This is a genomic window from Pseudomonas sp. NPDC088368 (assembly GCF_044753445.1).
Classification (GTDB): Bacteria; Pseudomonadota; Gammaproteobacteria; order Pseudomonadales; family Pseudomonadaceae; genus Aquipseudomonas; species Aquipseudomonas bambusae.
In genome coordinates, this window is record NZ_JBIVNG010000011.1 from 81456 (window position 1) to 106965 (window position 25510).

Annotated in this window: 18 protein-coding genes, 2 pseudogenes and 1 riboswitch; of the genes and pseudogenes, 13 read left to right on the forward strand and 7 right to left on the reverse strand. The window is 59.5% G+C overall.

Features of this window, described 5'->3' with window-relative positions:
* Positions 1-10 precede the first annotated feature (10 nt).
* Positions 11-1294 (reverse strand): annotated as a pseudogene (locus ACIQAL_RS23595) (HAMP domain-containing protein); the annotation flags it as partial.
* Between the two features lie 305 nt (positions 1295-1599).
* Between ACIQAL_RS23595 and ACIQAL_RS23600 the strand changes: the two are divergent.
* Positions 1600-2418: a M48 family metallopeptidase gene (locus ACIQAL_RS23600; protein ID WP_401149907.1), complete on the forward strand. Its 819-nt coding sequence runs from the start codon at positions 1600-1602 to the stop codon at positions 2416-2418.
* Between the two features lie 165 nt (positions 2419-2583).
* On the opposite strand, the gene ACIQAL_RS23605 is transcribed toward ACIQAL_RS23600, so the two are convergent.
* From ACIQAL_RS23605 to ACIQAL_RS23615, 3 genes are all read right to left on the reverse strand, one after another.
* Positions 2584-3168: a TMEM165/GDT1 family protein gene (locus ACIQAL_RS23605; protein ID WP_341962085.1), complete on the reverse strand. Its 585-nt coding sequence runs from the start codon at positions 3166-3168 to the stop codon at positions 2584-2586.
* A 24-nt stretch (positions 3169-3192) separates the two neighbouring features.
* Positions 3193-3379, reverse strand: a riboswitch (yybP-ykoY riboswitch).
* 39 nt (positions 3380-3418) lie between these two features.
* Positions 3419-4417: a methyltransferase gene (locus ACIQAL_RS23610; RefSeq protein ID WP_401149909.1), complete on the reverse strand. Its 999-nt coding sequence runs from the start codon at positions 4415-4417 to the stop codon at positions 3419-3421.
* Between the two features lie 284 nt (positions 4418-4701).
* On the reverse strand, positions 4702-5667 hold the full coding sequence (locus ACIQAL_RS23615) for a 2-hydroxyacid dehydrogenase (RefSeq protein WP_401149911.1): 966 nt from the start codon (positions 5665-5667) through the stop codon (positions 4702-4704).
* Between the two features lie 90 nt (positions 5668-5757).
* On the opposite strand from ACIQAL_RS23615, the gene ACIQAL_RS23620 reads away from it, so the two are divergent.
* Positions 5758-6387 carry a LysE family translocator gene (locus tag ACIQAL_RS23620; protein ID WP_166597221.1) on the forward strand — a complete coding sequence of 210 codons (630 nt, stop codon included), beginning with the start codon at positions 5758-5760 and terminating at the stop codon, positions 6385-6387.
* 154 nt (positions 6388-6541) lie between these two features.
* On the opposite strand, the gene ACIQAL_RS23625 is transcribed toward ACIQAL_RS23620, so the two are convergent.
* Positions 6542-7309, reverse strand: a complete 768-nt coding sequence (locus tag ACIQAL_RS23625; protein ID WP_401149913.1) for an AraC family transcriptional regulator — start codon at positions 7307-7309, stop codon at positions 6542-6544.
* 92 nt (positions 7310-7401) lie between these two features.
* On the opposite strand from ACIQAL_RS23625, the gene ACIQAL_RS23630 reads away from it, so the two are divergent.
* From ACIQAL_RS23630 to ACIQAL_RS23660, 7 genes and pseudogenes are all read left to right on the forward strand, one after another.
* A complete protein-coding gene (locus tag ACIQAL_RS23630) occupies positions 7402-8604 on the forward strand; it encodes an MFS transporter (RefSeq protein ID WP_401149915.1) in 1203 nt (400 codons plus the stop codon).
* Positions 8605-8746: 142 nt separating this feature from the next.
* Entirely contained in the window at positions 8747-10423 is a 1677-nt protein-coding gene (locus tag ACIQAL_RS23635) for a fatty acid--CoA ligase (protein WP_401149917.1), read from the forward strand.
* 366 nt (positions 10424-10789) lie between these two features.
* On the forward strand, positions 10790-12712 hold the full coding sequence (locus ACIQAL_RS23640) for a DUF1302 domain-containing protein (protein ID WP_401149918.1): 1923 nt from the start codon (positions 10790-10792) through the stop codon (positions 12710-12712).
* Positions 12713-12727: 15 nt separating this feature from the next.
* A complete protein-coding gene (locus ACIQAL_RS23645) occupies positions 12728-14092 on the forward strand; it encodes a DUF1329 domain-containing protein (protein WP_401150143.1) in 1365 nt (454 codons plus the stop codon).
* A gap of 626 nt (positions 14093-14718) precedes the next feature.
* Entirely contained in the window at positions 14719-17478 is a 2760-nt protein-coding gene (locus ACIQAL_RS23650; protein ID WP_401149919.1) for a LuxR C-terminal-related transcriptional regulator, read from the forward strand.
* A 109-nt stretch (positions 17479-17587) separates the two neighbouring features.
* Positions 17588-18910, forward strand: a pseudogene (locus tag ACIQAL_RS23655) (type II toxin-antitoxin system HipA family toxin).
* Positions 18907-19179 (forward strand): helix-turn-helix domain-containing protein, encoded by a 273-nt coding sequence (locus ACIQAL_RS23660; RefSeq protein WP_401150144.1) that lies wholly within the window; start codon positions 18907-18909, stop codon positions 19177-19179. The pseudogene ACIQAL_RS23655 and the gene ACIQAL_RS23660 overlap by 4 nt, the downstream one beginning before the upstream one ends.
* A gap of 30 nt (positions 19180-19209) precedes the next feature.
* Here the strand turns inward: ACIQAL_RS23660 and ACIQAL_RS23665 are convergent, their stop codons facing one another.
* Positions 19210-20409: an HD-GYP domain-containing protein gene (locus ACIQAL_RS23665; protein WP_401149921.1), complete on the reverse strand. Its 1200-nt coding sequence runs from the start codon at positions 20407-20409 to the stop codon at positions 19210-19212.
* A gap of 365 nt (positions 20410-20774) precedes the next feature.
* Complete coding sequence (locus ACIQAL_RS23670; protein ID WP_401149923.1) at positions 20775-21539, reverse strand: AraC family transcriptional regulator; 765 nt, start codon at positions 21537-21539, stop codon at positions 20775-20777.
* Between the two features lie 110 nt (positions 21540-21649).
* Here ACIQAL_RS23670 and ACIQAL_RS23675 point away from each other — a divergent pair, with 110 nt between their 5' ends.
* The 4 genes from ACIQAL_RS23675 (at position 21650) to ACIQAL_RS23690 (ending at position 25498) form a co-directional block, all read left to right on the forward strand.
* Entirely contained in the window at positions 21650-22462 is an 813-nt protein-coding gene (locus ACIQAL_RS23675) for a sulfite exporter TauE/SafE family protein (RefSeq protein ID WP_401149925.1), read from the forward strand.
* A gap of 115 nt (positions 22463-22577) precedes the next feature.
* A complete protein-coding gene (locus ACIQAL_RS23680; RefSeq protein ID WP_401149927.1) occupies positions 22578-23222 on the forward strand; it encodes an MBL fold metallo-hydrolase in 645 nt (214 codons plus the stop codon).
* A gap of 107 nt (positions 23223-23329) precedes the next feature.
* On the forward strand, positions 23330-24028 hold the full coding sequence (locus ACIQAL_RS23685) for an OmpA family protein (RefSeq protein ID WP_401149928.1): 699 nt from the start codon (positions 23330-23332) through the stop codon (positions 24026-24028).
* Between the two features lie 300 nt (positions 24029-24328).
* Positions 24329-25498, forward strand: a complete 1170-nt coding sequence (locus ACIQAL_RS23690) for an aromatic ring-hydroxylating dioxygenase subunit alpha (protein WP_401149929.1) — start codon at positions 24329-24331, stop codon at positions 25496-25498.
* Positions 25499-25510 lie beyond the last annotated feature (12 nt).

Consider the following 25510-nt stretch of genomic DNA (forward strand, 5'->3'; position numbering starts at 1 on the left):
GCAACTTGCTCAGGAAGGTATTGAAGCCGGTAGCAATGGCACCGAGTTCGTCGGCACGGTCGCTGGTCAGGCGGCGGGTGAGGTCGCCTTCGCCCTTGGCGATGTCGTCGAGCATCACCACCATCTGTTTCAACGGACGGGCAATCCCGCGACCCACAAACCAGACAATCAACAAGCCCAATGCTGCGATCAGCAGGCCGACCATGGTCATGCCGAAAATGTCGGTTTCACGCTGGTGCGCCAAATCACTTTGCAGCTTTTGCAGGTCGGCCATCACGGCGTTGACGGGCATGCGAATCATCAGGGTCCAGCGCGCGTCGGTGTCGCCGATGCCGAATGGCATGTACAGCTCGATGTGGCCGTGTTCCTTGTCGATGTCGTAACGCACTTCGCCTTTGGTAATGGTGTTCAGGTTCGCGACTTCGTTGGCGTCGAGGATGTCGCTGGCCTTCTCGCCGAGCTTGCTGGTGTCCCTGGTGTAGGCGACCAGTCGACCGTTGGTGGCGATCAGCGCCATGTCACCGGCGCCCTCGTAGAGCTTTTTGTCAGCGCCTTCGAGCATGTCCTGGATGAAGTTCACTGACAGGTCGGCGCCGACGATGCCCTGGAACTTGCCCTCCAGCATGATCGGCTCGATGAACGACGACAGCATGACCATTTTGTCGCCGACTTTATAAGGGGCCGGGTCGATCACGCAGGGTTTGCGGGTTTCTCGTGAGCACAGGTAGTACTCGCTGGAGCGAATGCCCGTGGAGAGGATTTTGGTGTCTTCGAGGCTGGCGAGTTTTTCCAGATTGAACGTGCCGTCCGGCTTGCGATACCACCAGGCCATGAAGCGGCCGTCCTTCGGATCGACGCCGGTGATGGGCGTCTCGGCATACGCGGCATCGTTGTGATCCAGTACGTCTTTTTCCCAGCCGATGTAGGAACCGAGAATTTTCGGGTTCCGCACGACGGTTTCGTGCAGCACGTTGAGCAATTGCTCGCGGCTGACTTTCAGCAGCGGTTCGCCCTTGCTGTCTTTCATGCCTAACGTGGCGTTCATGGTCGCGAGGCCGGCTGCCGTGTGTAACGGCGCTTCCAGTTCGCGCTGGATTTCACTGGCCTGGGTCCGCGCAATCGCGGTCAGGCGCTGCTGGATGGCCTGTTCGAATTGTGCGGTGGTGCGCTTGTCCACCAGTTCCTGAGTTCGGGCCCCGGAAAACAAGGAATAAAGCACGAGGGCAGCCACGACGCTGAGCACGATGGCACCCGCCAGTGCCGCAACTGAAAACTGGATCGATTTGAACTTCATAGTGGCTCCGGACGTGGAATTACGCCTGAAGGAGATATCGCCTTGTCTCGCACTTAATTGAGGCGAAACCGACGAAGTGGCCGCTTTTGAATCGCTCAGGTCGCAATTGGGTATGTCGCCCACAGCCCACGGTTTCTAAGGCCTTCGAACTTTTTGAAGCGTTGATGCAGGAACTAAGGGGAATGTTTTATCTCTGTTACAAATGTGCGAATTTTTAACCGCTATTTATATGGCAATCGGCTGCTATATGGCACTCACCGGGCGTACGGCCTAGGATGAGCGCCTTGTTTCCAAGGAGATACAACATGCGTAAGGCCTTTACTCTCTGTTCCTTGAGCGCCGCGTTGCTGGTGGCAGGCTGTCAAGCCGTCAACACCACCCGCGGAGATTCGGTGGGCGTCGAGCGCAAGCAGTACATGTTCAGCATGTTGTCGACTGATCAGGTCAATCAGATGTACGCGCAGTCCTACCAGCAAACGGTCAGCGAGGCGTCGTCCAAGGGTGTGTTGGATAAGGACAGCGCCGAGGCCAAGCGCGTGCAAGCCGTTGCCCAGCGGCTGATCGCCCAGGCGCCGAAGCTGCGTCCGGATGCCGCCCAGTGGCAGTGGGATGTGAACCTGATCAAGAGCGATGAGCTGAACGCCAACTGCGGCCCGGGTGGGAAGATCATCGTGTACAGCGGTTTGATCGATACGCTCAAACTCAGCGATGACGAATTGGCGGCGGTGATGGGGCATGAAATCGCCCACGCCTTGCGCGAGCACGGTCGTGAAGCGATGTCCAAGGCGTATGGCGTGCAGATGGCCAAGACCGGCGCAGGCTCATTGCTCGGTCTGGGGCAGGACAGCCTGGCGCTGGCCGACACCGTGGTCAATTACAGCCTGACGTTGCCGAACAGCCGTGCCAATGAAAACGAAGCCGACCTGATCGGGTTGGAACTGTCGGCCCGTGCCGGTTACAACCCCAACGCCGCGATCACCCTGTGGCAGAAGATGCAGGCTCAGGCGGGGGCGTCGCAGCCGGAGTTCATGAGCACACACCCGGCTTCGTCCAATCGGATTGCCTCGTTGCAGGCGGCGATTCCAAAGGTGATGCCGCTCTACGAGCAAGCGCCGAAGGGGTAACCCTCATTTGATGATTGACGCGATCCCAACTGTGGGAGCGAATTCATTCGAGAACAGGGCTTACAAACGACAGATATGTATCGAATGTACTGGCCAATCGCGAATGAATCCGCTCCCACAGGGATAGCATTCCAATACGGGTGAAGCGGTATTTTCAGGTCGGGGTTAAACCCAGCCGCTCACCTGCATCGCCTTGTACACCGCCACGATGGCGAGAATGAAGAATGCCCCCGCTGCCAGGCGACGGATCAAGGTGAGGGGCAGTTTTTCCGCCGCGAAGTTACCCGCCAGCACCACCGGTACGTTGGCCAGCAGCATGCCCAGCGTCGTGCCCAGAATCACCAGCCAAAGGTACGAATACTGCGCCGCGAGCATGACGGTCGCGATTTGCGTCTTGTCGCCGATTTCCGCGAGAAAGAACGCGATCAGCGTGGTCATGAACGGGCCGAATTTACGGGCGGTGTTCGCTTCATCGTCGTCCATTTTGTCTGGAACCAGTGTCCACAGAGCGGTGGCGGTGAAGCTCGCGGCGAGAATCCAGTGCAGCATGGCATCGGAGAAGAAACTGCCGAACCAGGCACCCACAGCACCGGCTGCGGCGTGGTTGGCGAGCGTGGCCGCAACAATGCCGGCGATGATTGGCCAGGGCTTGCGAAAGCGGGCTGCGAGGATGAGCGCGAGGAGTTGGGTCTTGTCACCGATTTCGGCCAGTGCGACGACCGCGGTGGGGACCAACAGGGATTCCAGCATCAGGATTTTCCTAAGGGGCGGGTCAACACGGCTATGACACGTACAACCTCCCCGCCCCGGGTCAGGATGTTCGTGTCATAGGTCTTGTCAAACCACCGATCCGTCTGATGCGGATTCCGGGTCGCGCGCACCATGGTCTGAGGACCAAGTATGTTGATGCACGCCGGACGAGCATGGCGCTCGTGGGAGACTACTCCCCTAGGACGGAGCGGATTCTGCCTTCGAGAATCCGGTTCGGCAAGCGTTAATTTCAGGCGCGTTTGGCGCGGTAAATCCGGAACCCATTCCCTTCGGCCATGACGGCACATACGCCAAGGTGCTGCTCGATGATCGGCTGATAGCGCAGGAAGCTATTGGCAACCAGGCGCAGTTCGCCGCCTTTTTTCAGATGTTCGCGGGATTTTCTCAGCAGACTTTCAGTTGCAGCGTAATCAGTATGAACGCCTGTGTGGAAGGGCGGATTGGTCAGAATCACGTCCAGATGTTCCGGCGCGGCGTCGATGCCGTCACCGGTAATGACCTCGGCTTCAAGACCGTTGGCGACGAGCGTCAAGCGGGTGCTGGCCGTGGCGAAGGCGTCGACATCGAGCATCGTCACGTTCATGTCAGGGTTGCGACGTTTAACCGCCGCGCCCAAGACGCCCGCGCCGCAGCCGAAATCGAGCAAATGGCCGGTGGGCAGGCGATCAAGATTGTCCAGCAACAGGGCAGAGCCGCGATCCAGACGGCCATGGCTGAACACGCCGGGCAGGCTGACGACTTTCAAAAGGCCGCCTTGTACTTCGATGTCGAAGTGTTTGGCGAGGCTGTTCAATTCGATGGCGTGAGGGGCGTCCTCGACGCTGACCTGCCACAGCTGGCAATGACGAGCGCTATCGAGTTTGCGCGCACGGCCAAATGGGCTGAGCTGACGGGCCGCCGCTTCGATGCCTGCGCGTTTTTCGCCGACCAGAAACAACTCGCGACCGGCCAGGCGCGAGGCGAGGGCGTTGAGCAGGTAATCGGTGAGGTCTTTGGCTTTCGGCAAGAACAGCACCGCTGCCTCTAGAGGCTCGGCGGGTGCTTCGGTCCCGAAATGGGTGCGACCGTTGAAGCGGGTGTCCAGCGCGGCGAAATCCCCGGCATGCCAGCTCCAGCCTCGGGCGTTCGGCAGTGTGCCCAGCAGGTCATCAGCGGGCAGATTGGCGAGCAGCAACGAACCCTGAAAAAGCTCGGCCTGACGGAGTAACACTTCACTGCGCGGGTCCATCATCGGCTCCTGAAAAAAGAGCGGAGTTTAACAGGTGATACGGCCGGTACACCTACTGTAGGAGCGCGCTTGCCCGCGATGGCGGTGTTCCTGAAGCACATGTGCACGCTGACACTCCGCCATCGCAGGCAAGCGCGCTCCTACGGCCTCCTCAGGTTTTGCTATTGCTGCGCAATAGATCGTAGGCAAGCCAACTCCCACGCCCTTCGGGCAGAATCAAATGCGGCCAAGGGTGGCAGTCGCCTTCAGCCAGCATTGATAGTCAATCTGCTGTGCGGGGTGGATCAGCCAATCACCCGAATCGGCGCACCGGCATAGAACGCGCGTGCGTTTTCGTTGACTTGGCCGACGATGCGCTGGCGGGCTTCCTGGCTGCCCCAGGCGCTGTGCGGCGTGACGATCAGGCGTGGGATGTCGCCGGACAGCAGCGGGTTGCCGTTGACCGGTGGCTCGACAGTCAACACGTCGGTGGCCGCGCCGCCCAGATGGCCGTTGCGCAGGGCGTCGGCCAGCGCCTGTTCGTTGATCAATCCTCCGCGCGCGGTGTTGACGATGAACGCCTTGGGTTTCATCAGGCTCAGCTCGTGGGCGTTGATCATGTCGCGGGTGTGTTCGTTGAGCGGGCAGTGCAGGGTCAGCGCGTCCACTTGCGGCAGCAGTTCATGCAACGGCACGCGATCCGGCCGGGCAGGGCGGCCGGGAATCTGCCCCACGATCACGCGCATGCCAAACGCTTCGGCGAGTTTCGCCACCGCGCCGCCCAGTTCGCCATGGCCCAACAGGCCCAGCGTCTTGCCTTCCAGCTCCACGATGGGGAAGTCGAGCAGGCAGAACTGTTTCGATTTCTGCCACTGACCCTGTTGAATCGCCTGCTGATAATCCGGCAGACGCGTGGCCATCGCCAGCAACAACATCAGGGCATGCTGCGCCACGGACGGCGTGCCGTAACCCTGGCAGTTGCTGACCACGACGCCATGTTTGCGCGCTGCGTCGAGGTCTACGTTGTTCACGCCCGTGGCCGTGACGAGTACCAGCTTGAGGTCCGGACACGCTGCGAACGTGGCGGCATCGATCATGATTTTGTTGGAAATCACTGCGTGCGCACCTTGGAGGCGTTCAATCACCTGATCAGCCGTCGTGCTGGAATGCAGGACCAGTTCACCAAAGGTTTCACGCCAAGGATTCAGGTCCAGATCGCCGAGATCCAGTGAGGTGTGATCCAGGAAAACTGCTCTGCGTTGACTCGACATCAGCTGTACCTTTTGTCCGTTGGATAGGAAGCGTAAGGTAGCGAACGTAACAGCGCATGTCATTGGCCAAAGCGCCTTGGAGACCCTTCGATGTACTGGACGGAATTTTTCACCGTAGCCCTCATTCACCTGCTCGCTGTGGCCAGCCCCGGCCCGGACTTCGCGGTGGTCGTGCGCGAGAGCGTGACCCACGGTCGCAAGGCTGGGACTTACACCGCCATGGGCGTGGGAACTGCGATTTTCCTGCACGTTGGCTATTCGCTGCTGGGCATCGGGCTGATCGTGTCGCAGTCCATCGTGCTGTTTAACGCGTTGAAGTGGGCCGCTGCGGCGTACCTGCTGTACATCGGCATCAAGGCCCTGCGCGCCAAACCGGCGAACGCATCGGACGCACCGGTTGATCTTGCCAAGGGCGAGCGAACGGCGCGAGGCGCCTTTACCGCCGGTTTCGTCACCAACGGTTTGAATCCGAAAGCGACACTGTTTTTCCTGTCGCTGTTCACTGTCGTGATCAACCCACATACGCCGCTGCTGGTTCAGGCGGGTTACGGCGTTTATCTGGCCGTCGCGACCGGCGTCTGGTTTTGTCTGGTGGCGCGTCTGTTCAGTCAGGAGCGTGTTCGGGCCGGTTTCGCCCGCATGGGGCATTGGTTCGATCGGGCGATGGGCGGGGTGTTGGTGGCGCTGGGGCTGAAGCTCGCGCTGACCGAGATGCATTGATAAAACCCCTCCTGAAGCCGGAGGGTGAACCCTCTGTAGGAGCGAATTCATTCGCGATTGGCCGGGACAATCGATACACATTTTTCGTCCGAAAAGCCGCATCGCGAATGAATTCGCTCCTACAGGTTTATCCCGCCTGGGCCTCCATATCGGATCACCGCTTCAGCTGGCTCAACTGCCGCAACGCCCCCAGATACTCCCGGGGGCTCTCTCCCAAGAGGCGGCTGAACATCGCGCTGAACGCGCGTGCGCTGCCATACCCCAGATCATTCGCCACTCGCTGCACACTCTCGCCATCGAGCAGCCTCGGCAACGCTTCCATCAAGCGCACTTGCTGACGCCACGCGTTGAAACTCAGGTCCAATTCCTGTTTGAACAGCCGCGTCAGTGTGCGTGAGCTGGCGCCGACTTCCTGCGCCCAATCCTCCAGCGTGTTGCCGTGATCCGGGGCCTTGAGCACGGACATACAAATGCTGTGCAGACGCCGGTCGCGGGGCATCGGGATGTGCAGCGGCAGGTTTTTCAGCCCGGCGACTTCTTCCAGCATCAGCTGCTGAATCAGCGGATTGGCCGCATGCTCGTCACCTTGAGTGGCCCGCACGATCAACTCGCGCAACAGCGGCGTAACGGCCAGTACGCAGCACTGATTCAACCCCGGTGGGCAGTGTTCGCCCGCAATGAACAACGAGCGCATCAACACCTCGCCGGACATGAACGTCTCATGCTCTACCATCGGCGGAATCCATACGGCGCGCGTCGGCGGAATCACCCAGGCGCCGGTTTTGGTCACCAGGCGCATCATGCCGCTGACCGCATAGAGCAATTGCGCCTCTGCATGAATGTGCCACGGGTGATAGCCGCCTTCGGGGTAGTCAGCAGGGTGAGCAGTCACGGGGCTGTGGCGGAGATGATTGATCAACATGGCGGATTCGATGACTTTGTTGTCTGAAATGCGAATTGTCGCCAACTTAGCATGAGCATCCACCTTCACTGCAAGCCTCAGGATGCGCTGCCATGAGTCAATCCCAACGATCCAACTCACCCCAACGGGTGATCCATTTCATCAATGCTGCCCACGTCATCGATCACATGTTCATGCTGATCTTCCCCGCGGCCGTGCTGGGCATGACCCAAGCCTTTGCGCTGGACTACGCGCAGCTCATCGGCCTGTCGCTCGGCGGCTTCATTGCTTTCGGGGCCTGCTCGCTACCGGCGGGCTGGCTCGGTGATCGCTGGAGTCGGCGGCACATGATGCTGCTGTTCTTCTTCGGGATCGGCGCCGCTTCGATCATCACCGGGCTGAGCACCAGCACGACCATGCTGGCGGTCGGCATGACGCTGGTGGGCGTGTTCGCCGCCATCTATCACCCCGTCGGCACCGCGATGCTGGTGGCCTACGCGCAGAACCGTGGCCGCGAAATCGGCGTCAATGGCATGTGGGGTAACCTGGGCGTGGCATTTTCCGCGCTGCTGACGGGCTTTCTCGTCGCGCAATTTGGCTGGCGCTCGGCGTTCATCCTGCCGGGCAGCGTGTCGATTCTGATCGGACTGGCGTTCGCCTGGCAGATCAAGGACGAGCCGATCCCGGTGCGGCCGCACGCCGCGCCAAAAGGCAAATCGGGCCAGCGGATTTCCATGACCATGGTCTTCACCGTGCTGGCCGTCGCCACGGCAACCGGCGGCGTGGTGTTCAACGCCACCACCATGACGTATCCGAAGCTGTTTCAGGATCGTCTGCACGACCTGTTCGCCTCGCCGCAAACGCTGGGTCTCATCGTCAGCCTGGCCTATGCCTTCGGGGCGATTGCGCAATTGACCATCGGCCGTTTCCTCGACCGATTCAGCCTGAAGTGGCCTTTCGTGATCCTGACTGTTTGCCAGGCACCGTTTCTGTTCGCGCTGGCCTACGTCGACAGCTGGCCGGTGATAATGCTGGGGGCAGGTTTCATGTTCGTGGTGTTTGGTCAGGTGACGGTTAACGATGCGATGGTCGCTAACTTCGTCGCGCCGCAATGGCAGTCGCGGGTATTCGCGTTGCGTTACTTCTTGTCCTTCGGCGCGAGTGCCACAGCGATTCCGCTGATTGCCTACGTTGAGCCACGACAGGGGCTGGCGGGGCTATACCTCATTCTTGCGGGCTTCGCGGCATTGACCTTCCTTGCGGCGGCCGTTTTCCCACGCACCCCGGCTGAAAACCCCTCGCCTCAGCTCGCTTAGGGCCGTTTCACCCTGTCAAATGGCGCAATGCCTGCATGGTCACTCGTCAATCGAATCATCCCTTTGGCTGATTTGGCTGGCGAGTGAAGGCTCTAGAGTGCATATTTTCAGCACCGCCCATGCATTTTGAAAAGGGATTCCTATGCTGCAGACTCGCGTGATTCCGCCAGCCGATGGCGCGTACCAGTACCCCCTGTTGATCAAAAGTCTGCTGATGTCGGGCAGTCGTTACGAGAAATCGCGGGAAATCGTTTACCGGGACCAATCACGCTATTCGTATCTGACCCTCAACGAGCGCATCTGCAGACTGGCCAATGTGCTGACCGAGGCGGGGGTGAAAGCGGGTGATACCGTGGCCGTCATGGATTGGGACAGCCATCGGTATCTGGAATGCATGTTTGCCATTCCCATGATTGGCGCGGTGATCCACACCATCAACGTGCGGCTGTCGCCGGATCAGATTCTGTTCACCATGAATCACGCCGAAGACAAGTTCGTGCTGGTCAACAGCGAGTTCGTTCCCCTTTATAACTGCTTCGCGAGCAAGCTGACCACGGTCGAGAAAACCCTGTTGCTCACCGACACGGCAGACAAGACCGCCGACCTCCCGAACCTCGTGGGTGAGTACGAAACGCTGCTGGCGGCTGCCAGCCCGCATTACCGTTTCGAGGATTTCGACGAGAACTCAGTGGCGACGACGTTCTACACCACCGGCACCACGGGCAACCCTAAAGGTGTGTATTTCACTCACCGTCAGTTGGTGCTGCACACCCTGGCCGTCGCGACGATTATGGGCAGCGTCGAAGGGCAGCTGTGCAGCGACAAGGTCTACATGCCGATCACGCCGATGTTTCACGTGCACGCGTGGGGTGTGCCGTACGCGGCCACCATGCTCGGCGTGAAGCAGGTTTACCCCGGTCGTTATGACCCGGAATTGCTGGTCGAGCTATGGCGCAAGGAGAAGGTCACGTTCTCCCACTGCGTGCCGACCATCATGCAAATGGTGCTCAACGCCAAGGCCGCGAAAGACGTGGATTTCACCGGCTGGAACATCATCATCGGCGGCAGCTCGCTCAACCGTTCGCTCTACGAAGCGGCCAAGGCCAAGGGCATTCAACTGACCGGTGCGTATGGCATGTCCGAAACCGGGCCCCTCGTCTCGGTGGCGCACCTTAACGACGAACTGATGGCGGGCAGCGAAGACGAGCGCATCACGTACCGGATCAAGGCCGGCACACCCGGTGTTTTGGTGGAGGCCGCGATTGTCGACAGCGAGGGTAATTTCCTGCCGTCCGATGGCGAGACCCAAGGCGAGTTGGTGTTACGGGCGCCCTGGCTGACCGAGAGCTACTACCGCGAACCGCAAAAAGGCGCCGAGCTGTGGGCCGGTGGCTGGCTGCACACAGGCGACGTGGCGACGCTCGACAGCATGGGCGGCATCGACATTCGCGATCGCATCAAGGACGTAATCAAGACGGGCGGGGAATGGGTGTCTTCGCTGGAGCTCGAAGACCTGTGCAGCCGCCATCCCGGTGTGCGCGAAGTGGCCGTGGTCGGGGTCGCCGATCCGCAATGGGGTGAACGCCCCTTTGCGTTACTGGTGGTGCGCGAAGGTCATGTGGTCGACGCCAAGGCCTTGAAAGAACACCTGAAACCTTTCGTGGAACAGGGGCACATTAACAAGTGGGCGATTCCGAGCCAGATCGCCCTTGTTACTGAAATTCCCAAGACCAGTGTCGGCAAGCTCGACAAGAAGAAAATCCGCCTCGACATCCTCGAATGGCAGAGCACCAACAGTACTTTCCTCTCGACTCTCTGAGTCATTTTGCTCGCATGCATCGCTCGGGTCCTGACCCGGGCGATGTGTCGCGAAGCCGCCGTCTAGACGTCCTGCTTGCCAAATTCCTAAATTCAGCCATCCTCCCTTTGCCGCACGCGTGAGTCCGTCGAAATCGGCGGATCAGAGGCGTCGACGCTGTAAATCACACTTTAGAGGGATCAAGCCGTTGTACCTGCTGGCTATAGTCGGCAGTAGGTAGGAACCGGAGAAAAACGCCGCCTCGTTTCGCAGCTTTACATGGGCTGCCCGACACGCGTTGACACCCAGGCATCGCGGATCTGTCTGCCTGAGTCGTTTCTGGAAGCACCCACTGCCATAAAAATAAAAGCACATGGAGTAGCGTCGATGACATCAGCAAACCCGTTCTGGCGCCGGGCAAGATTGCCCTTGGCCGTCAGCCTCGCTTCCACGCTCGCCGGTCCTGCGTTCGGCGTCAGTTTCAACATCGGTGAAATCGAAGGTAATTTCGACTCGTCGCTCTCCATTGGCGCCAGTTGGTCTACCCAGAACGCCAACAAGAACCTCATCGGTTCCAACAACGGCGGACACGGTCTTTCGCAAACCTCCGATGACGGCCACCTGAACTTCAAAAGTGGGGAAACCTTTTCGAAGATCTTCAAGGGCATTCACGATCTGGAGCTGAAATACGGCGACACCGGCGTATTCCTGCGGGGCAAGTACTGGTACGACTTCGAACTCAAGGATGAAGGCCGCGAGTTCAAGGACATCAGCGATTCAGGCCGCAAAGAAGGCGCGAAGTCCTCAGGATTCCAGCTGCTCGACGCGTTCGTTTACCACAACTATTCCATTGCTGATCAACCTGGCGCCGTGCGTTTCGGTAAGCAGGTGGTGAGTTGGGGTGAGAGCACCTTTATCGGCGGCGGCATCAACAGCATCAACCCTATCGATGTGTCGGCGTTTCGCCGTCCAGGCTCGGAAATCAAGGAAGGCCTGATTCCGGTCAACATGTTTTACCTGTCGCAAAGCCTGACCGAGAACCTCTCGGCCGAAGGCTTCTATCAGCTGGAGTGGGATCAGACGGTCGTCGACAACTGCGGCACCTTCTTCTCGCAGCCTGACGTGATCGCCGACGGTTGCCAAAACAACTTGGCGGTACTGCGCACTCGCAACAGCCTGAACGCTGCCTTGCCGGCCGCGTTGCGTGGGCCGGTTCAAGCGACACTGGCGGCGCGTGGCGTCAACTTCGGCAACCCTGACGAGGGTGCCATCGTAGCCCGCGGGCCTGATCGCGATGCCCGCGACAGCGGCCAATACGGCCTGGCCATGCACTACAACTTCGAGCCGCTGGACACCGAGTTCGGCGCCTATTACATGAATTACCACAGCCGCTCGCCGATCTTCAGTGGCAAGGGTGGCCCGGCCAGCGCCTACAGTGCGGCCGGTCTGGTGGGTGGTCTGGCGAGCCGCGGCGTACCGTTGGGTGTGGCGACCAGCCTCGCGCCGACGCTGCTGCCGGTCGTGGTCGCGGCCAACTCCAGCTATTACGTCGAATACCCCGAAGACATTCACCTGTTCGGCCTGAGCTTCTCCACCACGCTGCCTACCGGTACGGCGTGGAGCGGCGAGCTGAGCTACCGCCCGAACGCGCCGGTTCAGCTGAACACCACCGACATTCTGTATTCCGGCCTGACGCCGCTGAACCCAAGCGTTGCGTTGCTGCAAGGCACGCCGGGCGCTGACCAGAAAGGCTACCGCCGCAAGGAAGTCAGCCAGGCGCAGACCACCTTCACGCACTTCTTCGATCAGGTGATGGGTGCCGAACGTCTGACCATGGTGGGCGAGGTGGGCTGGACTCACGTCGGCGGCCTGGAAAGCACGTCCAAACTGCGTTACGGACGTGACCCGAGCTACGGCCCTGGCCCGTTGCCGAATGGTCAATGTACCGCGCTCAACGCCAGCACCCTGGCAGGCGCGCCGCTCAACAACCTCAGCCGCTACTGCGAAAACGACGGTTTCACCACCACCGATTCGTGGGGCTACCGTGCCCGCGCCATCTGGGATTACAACAGCGTGTTCGCCGGCGTGAACCTCAAGCCAAGCGTGGCGTGGTCCCACGACGTCAAAGGTTATTCGCCAGGCCCTGGCGGCAACTTCGAAGAAGGTCGCAAGGCCGTGAGCCTGGGCTTGGAGGCGGAATATCAGAACACCTACACCGCCAACCTTTCCTACACCAACTTCTTCGACGGCAAGTACACCACAGTGGATGACCGCGACTTCGTGGCCCTCAGCTTCGGTATGAACTTCTAAGGAATGACCATGAACATGAAAATCACGAAGGGGCTGCTGCACGTCGGCGTACTGGGTCTGTCATTGCTGGCGACCGGGGTGATGGCAGCGGTTTCCGCAGACGAGGCGGCCAAGCTGGGCACGACGCTGACGCCGATGGGCGCCGAGAAGGCCGGCAACGCGGCTGGCACCATTCCGGCGTGGACCCCGATGGCGACCAGCGCGGGCGCGGTGGATGACAAAGGCTTCCTCGCCAACCCGTACGCCAATGAAAAACCGCTGTTCACCATCACCGCGCAGAACGTCGATCAGTACAAGGACAAGCTCGCACCGGGTCAGTACGCGATGTTCAAACGGTACCCGGACACCTTCAAAATGCCGGTTTACCCGTCGCATCGTGGCGCGACCGTGCCCGCCGATGTCTTTGCTTCCATCAAGAAAAACGCCACCAACACCAAGCTGGTCGGTGGCGGCAACGGTCTGGAAAACTTCGAAACCGCGGTGCCGTTCCCGATTCCCAAAGATGGCCTGGAAGTGATCTGGAACCACATCACCCGCTATCGCGGCGGCAGTGTGTCGCGTCTGGTCACCCAAGCCACGCCGCAAACCAACGGCTCGTTCAACCCAGTGTATTTCCACGACGAGTTCGTCTTCCGCGACAAGATGAAGGACTACGATCCGAAGAATCCCGGCAACATCCTGTTCTACTTCAAGCAAGAAGTAACCGCCCCGGCACGTCTGGCGGGCACTGTGCTGCTGGTGCATGAAACCCTCGACCAAGTGAAAGAGCCGCGTGCAGCGTGGGTGTACAACGCCGGTCAGCGCCGCGTGCGTCGTGCGCCGCAAGTGTCCTATGACGGCCCAGGTACCGCCGCCGACGGTCTGCGCACCTCCGACAACCTTGACATGTACAACGGCGCACCGGATCGCTACGACTGGAAACTGATCGGTAAACAAGAGCTGTACATTGCGTCCGACAGCTACAAACTCGACGATCCGAAGCTCAAGTACGCCGACATCATCAAGGCAGGCCACATCAACCAGGACCTGGCGCGCTACGAGCTGCGTCGCGTCTGGCACGTGACCGCCACCCTGAAAGAAGGCCAACGCCACATCTACGCCAAGCGTGACTTCTTCATCGACGAAGACACCTGGCAAGCCGCTGTCATCGACCACTACGACGGTCGCGGCCAACTGTGGCGTGTCGCTGAAGCCCATGCCGAGAACTACTACGACAAGCAAGTGCCGTGGTACGCCCTCGAAGCCCTCTACGACCTGCAATCCGGCCGCTACCTGGCGCTGGGCATGAAGAACGAAGAGAAAAAGGCCTACGATTTCGGCTTCACCGCCACCATCAGCGACTTCCAGCCTAACGCGCTGCGTCAGGAAGGCGTGCGCTGATCAGGCAAACGAATGGGCGCAGAGCCGTGCATTGTTGATCACAGCTACAGAGCACGGGCTGTCCTGCGCCGCTTTACCCTACGGCTGAACCCCGTGGTTGCACGTAAAAACACCCCGAATTTTCGGGGTGTTTTTTTGTGCGACGAATGAGTGTGGTTGAGGCTACTTTGGATTCGGGCGTCAGGACGTTCGGGAGCGCGTACAGCCGATTTGCTGTCGCTGCGCAACAGATCGCAGGCAAGGTGGAGCGCCACCCCGGCAGCTCCTACGCCTTCGGCAGAAGCAGTCGTACAGCGCACTCTGGCTCTTGATTCTGGCCGCAGGCCGTAGGAGCTGGCTTGCCTGCGATCTGCCGGGAACCGGCAGCAAAACCAACCGGCCACGAAGCTTCAGGCGCTCCGCATGATCCGGATTCGCCTGGGGGCATGACCCAAATCTGAATTCTTGTGCAGAATCGCATTAACGTAAGGCCCCCCCTCCCCAAACATATAAAGCAACATTCGCCCTGTTGATGGGATACGTTTTCTTACAGTCTTTCGTCGAACATTCTTCAAAAGCGCTGACTTAGCCGCTAGTCTCCCGACATCTGAACGCCGAATAACAAGCACCTCTAACAAGAGCCGGCCATGACTGATCTGTCGCGTTTGCAAGGAATCGCAAATCACGCAGTCACTGCGTTGGAAGGACGTTTCTTCCGCCCACCCCTGCCTGAAGGCTATGTGCCCAGGCCCAGGTTGTGCGAGCGGCTGAGTGCGGGGTTGTCAGGACGGCTGTTACTGGTCAGCGCGCCTGCCGGATTTGGCAAAAGTTCGCTGGCAGTGGAGTTTTGCGAGAGTCTTCCTGGTCAATGGCAAAACCTCTGGCTGGGCTTGAGCCAGCGTGACAGCGATCCCGGTCGCTTCCTCGAACGTCTTCTGTCAGGCCTTCAACAATTCTTCCCTCAATTGGGCAATCAGGCGCTGGGTCTGCTGAAAATGCGCCAGCGGCATCAGCCCTTTGCCTTTGAAGAGTGGCTCGACGGTTTGCTGGACGAACTGGCGATGCACCTGATGTTGAGCAAACCGCTGCTGCTGGTGCTCGACGACTACCACCTTGTGCAAGGCCCGGTGCTCGACCGCTGCCTGCAATTTCTGCTCAATCACCTACCTGCGGGCCTGATCGTCATGGTCACCAGCCGACAGCGCCCGGACTGGCACCTGGCGCGGTTGCGGTTGTCTCGGCAATTACTCGAACTCTCCGAAAACGACCTGCGGCTGACCGACGACGAATCGATGGCCGTGCTGGATCAGCACAGCAGTTCGTTGACCGATGAAGCGTTACACAATTTGCTGCAGCGCAGCGAAGGGTGGGTGGCCGGTTTGCGTTTCTGGTTGCTCGCCGCGACAGAGGCGGGCAGTAACACCCTGACTCAAGGGGTGAACGGCGGCGAAGGGCTGATCCGCGATTACCTGCTCGAAGAGGTTATCGACTGCCTGCCTGCTGACGTCCAGGCCTTCCTCTATGAAACTGCCTGTCTGGAGCGCTTTTGCAGCCCCTTGTGCGACGCGGCGCGGGACAGTCACGACAGCACGGAGATCATCGCTTTCTTGCAAGCACATCAGGTTTTTCTGGTGCCGTTGGACGAGAACGGGCGCTGGTTCCGTTATCACCACCTGTTTTCCGATCTCCTGCGCGCCCGAGCGGGCAACACTGTCGCGCCGCAACAAAGACGTCTGCATTTGAACGCCTGCCGCTGGTTCAGCGAGCAAGGCCTGCTGGACGAAGCCATCGAACAAGCGTTACGCGCAGGTCATCACGATGTCGCCGCCAATCTGGTCCAGAACCTGTCCGAAGAGCAGTTGTTGGCCGAGCAAAACGTCGGCATGTTGCTGCGTTGGAAAATGGACCTGCCTGACAGCCTGCTGATCAGCACGCCGCGTTTGATCGTGCTGTACGCGTGGGCGTTGGGCCTGGCCTGTCAGCTCGATGCTGCCGAGGAGTTGGGCAATCACCTCAGTCGCTTTCTGCCTGCACCCTCGGCCACTGCCCAGAAATCCATGCTGGCGCAGTGGCTGGCCCTCAGCGGCATCATTGCCCGTGGCCGCGGCGACAGCGACACCGCGCAGCGTTATTGCAGCGAGGCGCTCGTGAGCCTTCCTCAAAAGCGCTACGGCCAGCGGCTGTTATGCCTGTCCACCCTGGCCAATCTTGCCATTGCCGACGGAGACTTATGGCGCGCACGGGCGTTGAACCGCGATGCGCTGGAACTGGCGCAACGCGTCGCCAATCCCCTCTTCGAGGCGCTGGCCCACTACGACCGGGCGCGCACGCTTTTGGCCAGGGGGGAAGCGTTACGTTCTCTGGAAGAGGTGCGTCAGGGATTACGTCGTTTGAACGGTTTGTCCTCGCAACGTATTTACGCGGTTCGTGCGCGGCTGACGCTGTATGAAGGCTACTTGCTCGTTCAATGCCTGCAGTTCGACGCCGGGCGCAAACGACTGAATAGCGGGCTGGTCGAAGCGCGCGCGTGCCGGGACATCAGCGTGCTGATCGGTCATTGCGTGATCGCCGGGATGGAGGGGCGGGAAGGGCGGTTCGCCGAAGCTTTCGCGGAGTTGGCCGAAGCCGAGCGGCTGATGCACATCTGGGACGTGCCGCCCGTGTATTACCTGGCGATGATCACGCTGGCGAAATGCGAGCTATGGCTGGCGCAGGGAAGAATCGACCTCGCCGACGCCTGGCTTTTGCGTCTGGGGCAAACCTATGGCGGTGACCATCCCGCCGCCGCGCCGGAATGCATGCCGCTCATGCCGCAACACATCGAATTGCTGCGCGCCATGCTGGATCAGATACAAGGCCGCACGGAGGCATCCGTCGAACGTCTGATGGGCCTGGAAACTTATGCGCAACAGATCGGCGCCGGTCTACTCGGCTTGAGCGCCACGAGCCAGTGGCTCACTTTGGCGCTCGACACCGCAGACAAAACCCATGCACAAACGTTGCTCGGCCGCAGTCTTCAAAACGCCACCGGTGGTGCGATCCTGCCCCTGCTGCCCGTCATTCGCCAACACCCGGACTGGCTGAGCGAGCAATTGCTGAAACGCCCCCGTTGCCGACTCGTCGATTACCTGCTTAATCAACTGTCGCCCCATGTCAGCAAAGACCTGCCCTGCGCGCGGGACATCAACGACACCGCCCCATGCCCCGGTGCCGACGCGCTCAGCGCCCGCGAACTCGGAGTGCTTCAGTTGATTGCCCAAGGCTGTTCCAATCAGGAAATCAGCGAACGGCTGTTCATCTCGCTGCACACGGTCAAAACCCACGCCAGCCATATCAACAGCAAGCTGGGCGTCGAGCGTAGAACCCAGGCCGTGGCGCGGGCGCAGGAATTGGGATTGTTGGGGTGATCGGCATTATAATGCTGATTATTTCAAGTGGAGTGCTATTTTAGGCATTAAATTGCCTTTTTTCTGATTTGCCTCTATGGTTTAGGCATTAAATTGCCGAGTCCAAACCATGCATCTGACCCTACAACTTTACGCCGCTGGCGAGTGGCAGGACGTTATGGGTCTGGAGTTCGAGAAGCCAGAGCAGGGTCAAGCCAGCCCTTGTAGCTTTGCTTATAACCAACCCTATTTGCTCGCCCATCTCGACGCATTGGGGGCGACCACTGCACAGTCGGTCAGCGCCAAAATTCCCGTCACCTGGGATCTTCACCGAACCTCCACTGTCCCGGCGTTCCTGCTCGATATCTTGCCTGCTGGTGCGGCACGCCGTTTTTTGTTGGCGCGACTTACTATGCCCAAGGGCGCAGACGAAGCCGCTGATCTGGTGCTGTTGCAACGGTGCACGCCAGCGCCGATAGGGCACCTCAGGATCAAAGAGTCGGTCGAAGCGCTCGCGCAGGGACACAGCATTGGGTTTGACAGGAACGAGGTCATCGCCCGCGACAGCCGGTTTCTCGAATACGCCTATGAACAGGGTGCTGCAGTAGGTGGGGCGACGGGGGCGGGTGGTGAAGCGCCCAAGCTGTTGTTGGCCGAGGATGCCCAAGGAAGGATGCATCCTGATGCAACTCTGCTTGATCGGGATGTACGCCAGCATTGGTTCGTGAAGTTCTCCCGGAACAAGGGTAACGAGACGGACCGCACGATTCTCAGGAGTGAGTTCTGCTATTAACAGGCGCTGGAGCAGCTTGGCTTCAATGTTGTGTCCTGTGATGGCATGAGTCTGGAGGAGGCGCGAAAGCCCAGCCTGTGGATGAAGCGTTTTGACCGCAGGGTGGACGGGCAAGCTGTTGTTCGGCTGGCGGTCGAGTCGGTTTATTCGTTGGCAGACATCACACGACCCGGCAGCTACATGTCTCATGTTCAGGCGCTGACCGCGCTCGCCGATGCCTGGACAGCCAACGGTCAGCAGGACGAGATTCCTCACTTGGTGGCTGAATACCTGCGTCGCGATCTGATCAATCAGGTGTTGGGAAACAGTGACAATCATGGGCGCAACACGGCCATTCTGCGAGATCCGCACAGGCTGACGCTCGCCCCTATCTACGATTTGGCGCCCATGGTCATGGATGAAGAAGGGGTGACGCGCACAACCAAATGGCCCGAACCCATCGAAAGGGCGGGCGAGGTCGACTGGCTCGGCGCCTGTCGATCATTGTCGCAGTGGGTAGATCCCGATCGGCTTTTCGAAGGACTCAAACTTGACGCTCGAAAACTTATCGCGCTCCCCGATGTTCTCAGCGACATTGGCCTGCCTCAGCAAACGTTCAGGCATCCGAGGATTACCCTCTCTCGGCTTGAGCGCACGTTCATTTCATGGGGGCTTATGTGAAGGACGAAATACGTCAGCGCGGCATCCTTCTGGATGAACTTCGCGATCAATTGACGGCGGGCACTATCAGCATCGGAGGCGCTGTAAAGCGTTTGCGCACGGATGTGACGGGGCTGCGCCAGGAGCAATTCGCCGCCATGTGCAAAATATCCCTGCGTACGCTGCGCCAGATTGAACAGGATGATGGAAACCCTACGTTTCAGACACTCAACGCCGTGTTCAGGCCTTTCGGTATGCAGGTAGGCATCGTCCCGCTGCGGCGCAGTTGAGTGCGTACTGAACGAATCTTCAGAGACGCATCACGGGGCCGCATCACCCGCCCACATCGCGTCCACATCCCCGAGGCCCCAGGCCTCCGCGAGCTCGAATTTGACGATGCTGTCCTGCGCACCGGGATCACCCAGGTTGATGACTTCCGGCTCGAAGGTCACGCGTGTCCGAGTGGACATGAACACCTTCACTTTGGGGTGCAGCAGCGATTTTTCGCCTTGCTCGATAACCACGCCCAGCCGTTCGCTTTTCAGGCGGACCAGTGCGCCAATGGGGTAGATGCCGACCGTCTTGACGAAGTGCTGGAAGATTTTCTCGTCGAAGTGGCCTTTCCACGACGCCATTTCGCGGATGGACTGCGCCGCGTCCCAGCCTCGTTTGTAAGGCCGATTTGAAGTGACCGCATCGTAGACGTCACAGATCGCGCCCATTTTGGCGAAGATGCTGATCTCTTCGCCTTTGAGGCCGTGGGGGTAGCCGCTGCCATCGACCTTTTCATGGTGGTGCAGGCACACGTCGCGCACGGCGTTGGTGACCTGCTGGCAATTTTGCAGGATTTCCAGCCCGGCCTGCGGGTGATGCTTCATCGCTTCGTATTCATCGAAGGTCAGGCGGTCGGGTTTGTTGAGAATGGCGGGGGAAATCATCATCTTGCCGACGTCATGCATCAAGCCCGCAACGCCCGCATCGCGCACCTGGTCTTCGCTCAGATTCATTTGACGGGCGAGCGCCACCATCAGCGCACAGACCGCCACCGAGTGCATGTAGGTGTATTCGTCAGACGTTTTCAAACGCGAAAGACTGATCAGCGCGTGAGGGTGGCGCATGATCGACGTCGAGATTTCTTCGACCAGCAAATCGACGTCTTCGGCGTTCATCGCACGGCCAATCCGGGCGTCGGTGAACATGGTCATCACCGCATCTTTGGCTCGGCCACAAATCATCTTGGCGCGCGCCAGCTCTTTCTCTATAGAACTCGCGGTGGTGTCAGGCGCGGGAACGTGTGTCGAGGCGACAGCCAGAATCGGCGTCTGCTCATCGGGGATCTTGCCGCGCCGGGTGTCGATCCACACCTCGCGCGTCGATTCCTGAATGCGCTGGAGCACGGCTTCGTCGCGCAGTTCGCGTTCCACGTGCATGGTCCAGAACGGATCGTGAACACGAGGGCGGCAAAACTCATGGATGTACATACCCAGCGTCAGGTCGGAGACCGCGATTTTTCTTAGCATGGAGCTTGCTCGTTCTTCGCTTCGGGTCTGTGCTGCCTTGCGGGTTCATCGGGTCGACTTCTTATCATCCCGAACGCCACACATTCCAATGGTCGCGCAGTGCCAGTATATGAGCGGGTTTTTGAAAAATATATGAGTTAAACAAACCCCTTAAAACAGGGCATTTTGGACTTTGTTCATACTAAACAGGCAGTTAGCGTGAATTGCTCATTTCCCCCGAAAGTTGAGCAACAAAAATAAATGGATGAGTTGTCCTGCCCCCTCGTTAAAACCCACTCGGGTGAGTGTAGAGGCTGAACGAAAGACTGTCGGACCGTATGGAAAAAACCGGCGCTAGTTCAACCTTTTGCATGCTTAGATTCTCCTTAGTCGCGGGCATAGTGGCTGGGGGAACGACCCGTTAGACGACGGAACATGGTCGAAAAAGCGCCCGGGCTTTCATAGCCCAGCTCCAGCGCAATGCGGGTAATGGATTCACCGCTCGACAGTCGCGACAGCGCCAACACCACGCAAGCCTGTTGCCGCCATTGGCCGAAACTCATCTGCGTCTGTTCACGAAACAGACGGCTGAACGAGCGCTCACTGACGAACAAATCCTGGGCCCAGTCCTGGGGCGATTGATGAATGTCCGGGTGTCGCAAGAAGGCCTGGCAGCGGGCGAGCAGGCGGTGATCATCGGGCAGGGGAATGTGCAACGGCAGCGTTCTGGCCTGCCCGATTTCCAGCAGGGCCAGCGTTATCAGCACCCCATCGCGGCCGTCGACTGCGTACGTCAACGGCATCTCCACCGCCTCGATCAGCAGTTGGCGCAGCAGGGGCGAGATTCCGATGACCTCGCAAGTCTGTCTGAAGACGGGCACCGCAGAGGGTTCGATATACAGGCTGCGGGTGCTGACCCCGAGCATCAGGACTTCGTGTTCCATCTGCGGCGGAATCCACACCGCCTGTTGAGGCGGCACCACCCAATCGCCCTGAGGGGTCGAGACTTTCATTACCCCCGTCGAGCCGTACAGCAATTGCGCACGGCGGTGGTGATGACGACGCAGCAGGTAGCCATCGGCGTAATCATTGCCAATCGCCACGACCGGGCGGGGGGTGTTATCGAGCGTTTCGATAGAGACGTTGCGCATGGTGTTTTTCCAGAGTCTGGCCGAAACACAAACATGAATGGCCCGAATCCTCAAGTTCGACGTGATCAGCCTGCTTATTGTGAACACCTCTTTTTCGAGGGTTCAGGGCGATGACGTATCTCTTGCTGGCGCTGTTCGGCGGTCTTTCCGGGGTGACGACCGTGCTGTTCGGGTTCGGAGGCGGCTTTGTGGTCGTGCCGGTGCTGTACGGAGTCTTGAACAACGAAGCTGTCGGCGGCTTGAGCGCGCCCGTTGCGATGCACGTGGCCGTGGCGACCTCAACCTGCGTGATGATCGTCAACGCCTCATTGAGCACCCGCCGCTCCGCCCGCTCGGGCACGCTGCTCAAGGATTGGCTGTGGCCACTGGCCGGCTTCATTGGCATTGGCTCGCTGATCGGCGCCGTCGCGGCTGGCTTCGTCAACGGCTTGGTATTGCGCGTAGCGTTTATGGCTTATCTGGCAATCACCATCGCCGATTGCCTGCTCAGACGCGGATTCGTTTCACGCGCTGCTGAAAATGAACCACGCCCACTGAGCACAATGACGCGCGGCCCCGGCGGCATTCTCATCGGCGCCATTGCGACATTCTTGGGCGTCGGCGGCAGCGTCATGACTGTCCCGCTTCTGAGGCGCTGCGGCCTGAGCATGACCCAGGCCACCGCCATGGCCAACCCGCTGAGTCTACCCGTCGCCCTCGTCGGCACGGCCACCTACATGGTCACCGGCGCATTGGACAACACACGGCTGGGCGCGGGCTACATCGGCTACGTCAACCTCATCGCCTTCGCACTCCTGACCCTCGGCGCCTGGTTCGGCATGTGGCTGGCTGCACGTTGGGTGGGGCGCATCCCGGATCGGCTGCATGCGTGGGCGTATGTGGGATTGTTGGGAGGGGTGTTGGTGAGTATGGGATTGACCTGAGCTGCTCGGCGCTTTACAGGGTGAAGGCGGGTTGAACCATCAGGCTTTTCGGGCGAACCTTGCGTATCGGCTGCGAGGGCATACCCCGCACCTCACCCAATACGATCAGGTCATCATGCAACCCCCAACACCCACCCTCATCCGCGAAACCTTCCCCGTCGGCCCGTTGCAGTGCAACTGCACGATCATCGGCGATCCGGTCACGAAACAGGCCATCGTGGTCGATCCCGGCGGCAATCACGAGTTGATTCTGGCGAAGCTGGAAGCGCACGGTCTGAAGTGCGTGAGCATCATTCATACCCACGCGCATCTCGATCATTTCCTCGCATCGGGTCAGTTGAAGGAGAAGACCGGGGCGACGTTGCATCTGCACAAGGAGGATCAGTTCTTGTGGGACAACCTCGAAACCCAGTGTCAGGTGTTTCGTGTTCCCTATGTGCCGGTGCCTTCGCCTGATCGGTGGCTGGAGCACGACGAAGAATTGGCCTGCGGGTGCGGAGTGGCGTTGCACACACCGGGGCATACGCCCGGGTCGATGAGTTTCTGGTTCGAGGACGCGAAGTTGTTGATCGCGGGCGATACCCTGTTCAAGCGTGGTGTGGGGCGGACGGATTTGTGGGGTGGCGATCAGGCCACCATCGTGCGTTCGATCAAGGAGCGGTTGTACACGCTGGACGAGGCGGCGACGGTGGTGACGGGCCACGGGCCAGACACTCGATTGGGGGATGAAATGCGCGAAAACACTTTCGTCAGGGCGTAAATCGTTCAGGCCGCGTTAAGGAATTTTTGACGGTCTCCATGCTCTAATCGCGCATATCGTCGGCCTCTGTGGTTGGCCGTAGACATGCAAAACAGGAGCTTTCCTTGATGTTTACCTTTCGCCGTTTGATCATCGCTGCTACCGCGTTGGCTGTCCTTTCGGGCTGTGCGACGCAGAATCCTTACGACAATCAGGGGCAGGCGCAAAACTCCGGTGGTGTGAGCAAAACCGCCAAATACGGCGGTCTGGGGGCGTTGGCCGGTGCCGTCGCCGGTGCTGCCATCGATCATAACCACCGTGGCAAGGGCGCGCTGATCGGCGCGGCTGTCGTGGGTGCCGGTGCGGCCGGTTACGGTTACTACGCTGACAAGCAGGAAGCCGCCTTGCGGGCGAGCATGGCCAACACCGGTGTCGAAGTGCAGCGCCAGGGCGACACTATCAAACTGGTGATGCCGGGCAACATCACGTTCGCCACCGACTCCTCTGCGATTGCCAGCAGCTTCTATTCGCCGCTGAACAACCTCGCCGGTTCGCTGAAACAGTACAACCAGAACGTCATTGAAATCGTGGGCTACACCGACAGCACCGGCAGCCGTCAGCACAACATGGACCTGTCTCAACAGCGTGCTCAAAGTGTGGCGACGTACCTGACGTCCCAGGGTGTGGATGCGTCCCACCTGTCGGTTCGCGGTGCCGGTCCTGATTCGCCGATTGCCAGCAACGCCGATGTCAACGGCCGCGCCCAGAACCGTCGCGTAGAGGTCAACCTCAAGCCGATTCCCGGTCAGCAGTATCAGCAGCAATAAGCTAAACGCGTAACACCCAAAACCCCGGCGTGAGTGCCGGGGTTTTTGGTTTCTGATTGACGGAGATTCCTTGTAGGAGCGAGTTTATTCGCGATGCGGTGGTGCATCCGTAGGCTCTTTATCGGATGTCCGATTTTTCGCGAATAAATTCGCTTTCATGGGTCGTCACCCTTGCGAACCGTTGATGAATCTCACACGTAACTCGTCGCTTTCCATCAATCCCCACCTCCGCCATCGCCCTAGATTAAGTCCCAGCACAAGCCGCCAAGCCGAGCGGTCGTCACTGTTGAGGAGAGCGCCATGCAACCCATTCATGTCCTGAAGCAGCAAAGTCCGGTGGAAGGCTGGGATCAGCAAGATCCCGAAGAGGCGTTCACGCTGCCATCGCGTTATTTCTTCGACGACACGCTTTTCAAGGCCGAACGCGACAACATCTTCATGCACGCCTGGCATGTGGCGGGGCACGTCAATGAGTTTGCGGAGCCGGGGCAATACGTGGTGGTGGACCTGTTCGACCAGAGCGTGGTGATCGCGAAAAACCGCCAGGGCGAAATCCGGGCGTTTCACAACGTGTGCCAGCATCGCGGCAATCGCTTGCTGGAAAATCGGAGAGGCACGACAGGCGGCGTCGTTCGTTGCGCGTATCACTCGTGGTGCTACGAAATGGATGGCAGCCTGAGAGGCGCGCCGCGCTGCGACCGGATGAAGAATTTCGACCTGCAACAGTTCAACATCCCGCAACTGCGCACGGAAGAAATGGGTGGGTTTATCTATTTTAATTTCGACGCCGAAGCCCCTTCATTGCGTGAGCTGTTTCCCGGCGCTGACGCAGAGATGCGTCGGGTGTTTCCGAATCTCGATCAGATGCGTCTGATCGACGAGCAGGACGTGATCGTTCCAGCCAACTGGAAAGTGATCATGGACAACTCCATCGAGGGCTATCACTTCAAACTGTCAGGGCCGTGCCACATTGACCTCGCAAAGCTGATCGACTTCAAAGGCTACGCGCTGACCAAACGCGATAAATGGTGGACTTACATCGCCCCCGCCAATCTGTCAATGAACGAGGCGTATGGGGTGAAGTTGCGCGAAGACCTCAACCCCGACGAGTGTTTCTTCAACATTGGCATGTGGCCGAACAACACCTTTTACACCTTCCCGTTCTCCGAGTTTTTGGGCTCGTTCATGATGATCCCGCTGGACGCCGAACGCTCGCTCCTGCGCTTCGGTTACTACTCCGCCAACCCCGAAACGGCGGAAGTTTCCAAAGCCTGCATGAAGTGGATGAACGAGGACTTGGGGCCGGAAGACATCGCGCTCAACATTTCGGTGCAAAAGGGTCTGCACTCGCTGGGCTACGACCAGGGCCGCTACATGATCGACCCCCAGCGCAGCAACGAAAGCGAGCACCTGGTGCATCACTTCCATCGATTGGTGTTCAACGGGATTCACGGCGAGCGCGCTCGCTGATTGTCTTTCGAG